This window comes from Komagataeibacter kakiaceti JCM 25156 (assembly GCF_000613305.1).
The window spans coordinates 1-2,183 of the sequence record NZ_BAIO01000402.1; the positions used below are offsets into that span (position 1 = coordinate 1).

The 2,183-nt window shown below is 59.6% G+C and carries 3 protein-coding genes; all 3 read left to right on the plus strand.

What is annotated here, in order from left to right; genetic code table 11:
- Positions 1–165 precede the first annotated feature (165 nt).
- Positions 166–624 carry a hypothetical protein gene (locus tag JCM25156_RS14390; RefSeq protein WP_025813618.1) on the plus strand — a complete coding sequence of 153 codons (459 nt, stop codon included), beginning with the start codon at positions 166–168 and terminating at the stop codon, positions 622–624.
- Positions 624–1,067: a hypothetical protein gene (locus tag JCM25156_RS14395; protein WP_025813619.1), complete on the plus strand. Its 444-nt coding sequence runs from the start codon at positions 624–626 to the stop codon at positions 1,065–1,067. The genes JCM25156_RS14390 and JCM25156_RS14395 overlap by 1 nt, the downstream gene beginning before the upstream one ends.
- A partial coding sequence (locus JCM25156_RS14400; RefSeq protein ID WP_025813620.1) for a DNA-binding domain-containing protein occupies positions 1,067–2,183 on the plus strand: 1,117 nt, incomplete at its 3' end. The genes JCM25156_RS14395 and JCM25156_RS14400, both read left to right, overlap by 1 nt.

The following is a 2,183-nucleotide window of genomic DNA, read 5'->3' on the forward strand; positions in this document are numbered from 1 at the left end:
CGAAATCGTGCGCCAGCTTGCTGGTCGCCCCAAGCCCACACCGCCGGGCGTGATTGAGAAGGTTGCGGGCATCTGGCGTAAGGCATCCCCTGCGGAGCGCAAGCAGATCATTGAATTCTTCGCCCCGCATCTTCCCGGCTACCAGGCAGAAGAAAGGGCAGCAGCATGACCCGGAATGCGCCCGAGCAGCTTTCCCTGCTGGACTGGGTGCCGCCCAATCCGGTTGTGCGGTTTGACCCGCGACTGATCCGCGCCAATCAGTTCACGTCACGCCTGTCGCGCGCCATTTCCGTATCGCTGGATACGTGTGGACGGTCGCGGGAGCAGATCAGGGCGGATATGTCGGAGCTTCTGGAACGGCCCATCAGCATCAACATGCTGAATGCCTATGCCAGCGTCCAGAGGGAGGGGCACCAGATCAGCGTGCCCCGGTTCAATGCGCTGATTTCCGCCACGCAGGACCGGCGACTGGCGGAGTTTCTGGTTGAGCCATTTGGATGGGCCGTGATTGAGCGGCGTTACCTGCCTGCCATCGAACTGGCGGCGGTTTCTGAACATAAGAAAGAACTGACGCGGCGGGAAAATGCCCTGCGGCGGCAGGCTATGCGTGGGGGTAGCTGGTAATGCATTCAAATCAGAAAAGGCGCGACTACTGCACGCTAAATCCGCTGTTTCAGGAACTTGTCGATCGTGGTCTCGCGTCTTCCTGCGGTGAGGCGAGGCGTCTGGTTCGTGCTGGCTGGGTCTTTATCGATGAGGATGTGGCGACAGACGAAGCGATGGCCGTCACAAGCCTTACGTTTATCCGCGTTCAGCCGGGGATGGAGTTTGCTCTTTCCGAAGGTTTCGAAGGCTGTAGTGGTCAGAAGGTTGATCCTCTGGATGCGGCGGAAGGGTTCATCGTATTGCTTTGCAGCGATATCCTGCGGGAACTCTGCACGACCGGACACCTCACGCCGGAAACCTACGCAACGCTGTCTGATTTGGCTGTTGGACAAGGGGCGCTGAAGGAAATGATTGAGGAATGCCGCTTTGGTCCTGTCATGAATCAGAAAGGCCGCCCGTGATGGCGGGAATTGCACAGCAGCAGTGGTTTTCGCCCGCTGAACTGGCGGCGATGGCGCTTCCGGGCATGCCTGCCACTAAGCAGGGCATCCATGAGCGGGTCCAGTCGGAAGGCTGGATAAATCCCGACCTTGAAGGCCAGACATGGCGCACCCGCAATGGGCGGGGCGGTGGATATGAATTCACCATGTATTCTCTGCCGCTCCCGGCACAGGCAGCCCTGGTCATGCGGATGCAGGCCGCCGATCCGGCGGCACAGAAGCCGGATGAAGACCGCACCCGGCGCGAGCGTGAAGACCTGTGGTGGCGCTTCGACGCCATGCCGGAGAACAGAAAGGAGGAAGCCCGTCGGGCATACCAGATACTGGATGCGGTGGAGACGCTGATCCAGCATGGCGTGCGCAAGAATTACGCGATCATACAGATTGCGGCGCTGCGCGGCGTAGGCACGACCACGATATACAACTGGTATCGGGACGTGCGCGGGCTCAACCGGTGCGACTGGCTGGCCGCCCTGGCGCCGCATTACGCCACGGCCAAGTCGCGCGCGGAGTGTCCGCGTGAGGCATGGGAAATCCTGAAAGCCGATTACCTGCGCCTGTCTGGCCCGACCTTCAATGACTGCTACCGGCGCTTGCAGGGACAAGCCAAAAAGGAGGGATGGAAGTTGCCATCAGCAAAGACGCTCAAGCGGCGCATGGACGCGCTGGGACCGGCGCTTCTGACCCTGTGCCGGGAAGGTAATGACGCCCTGCGCCGCATGTTCCCGGCGCAGGAACGTGATCGGTCCATCTTCCATGCCATGGAGGCGGTGAATGTCGATGGTCATGTCTTTGACGTGTTCGTCGATTATCCGGGCATTCAGAAGCCTGTAAGACCCGTTTTGGTGGCCTTTCAGGATCTGTTTACCGGCATGATCCTGTCATGGCGTCTGGATATTTCCGAAAACAAGGAAATGGTCCGTCTGGCGTTTGGTGACATGGTGGAACGCTACGGCATTCCGCAAAAATGCTATCTGGATAACGGGCGTGCCTTCGCTAGCAAGTGGCTGACCGGCGGCGTTGAAAACCGCTACCGCTTCAAGTTGAAGGATGATGAACCACAGGGAATCATGCCCC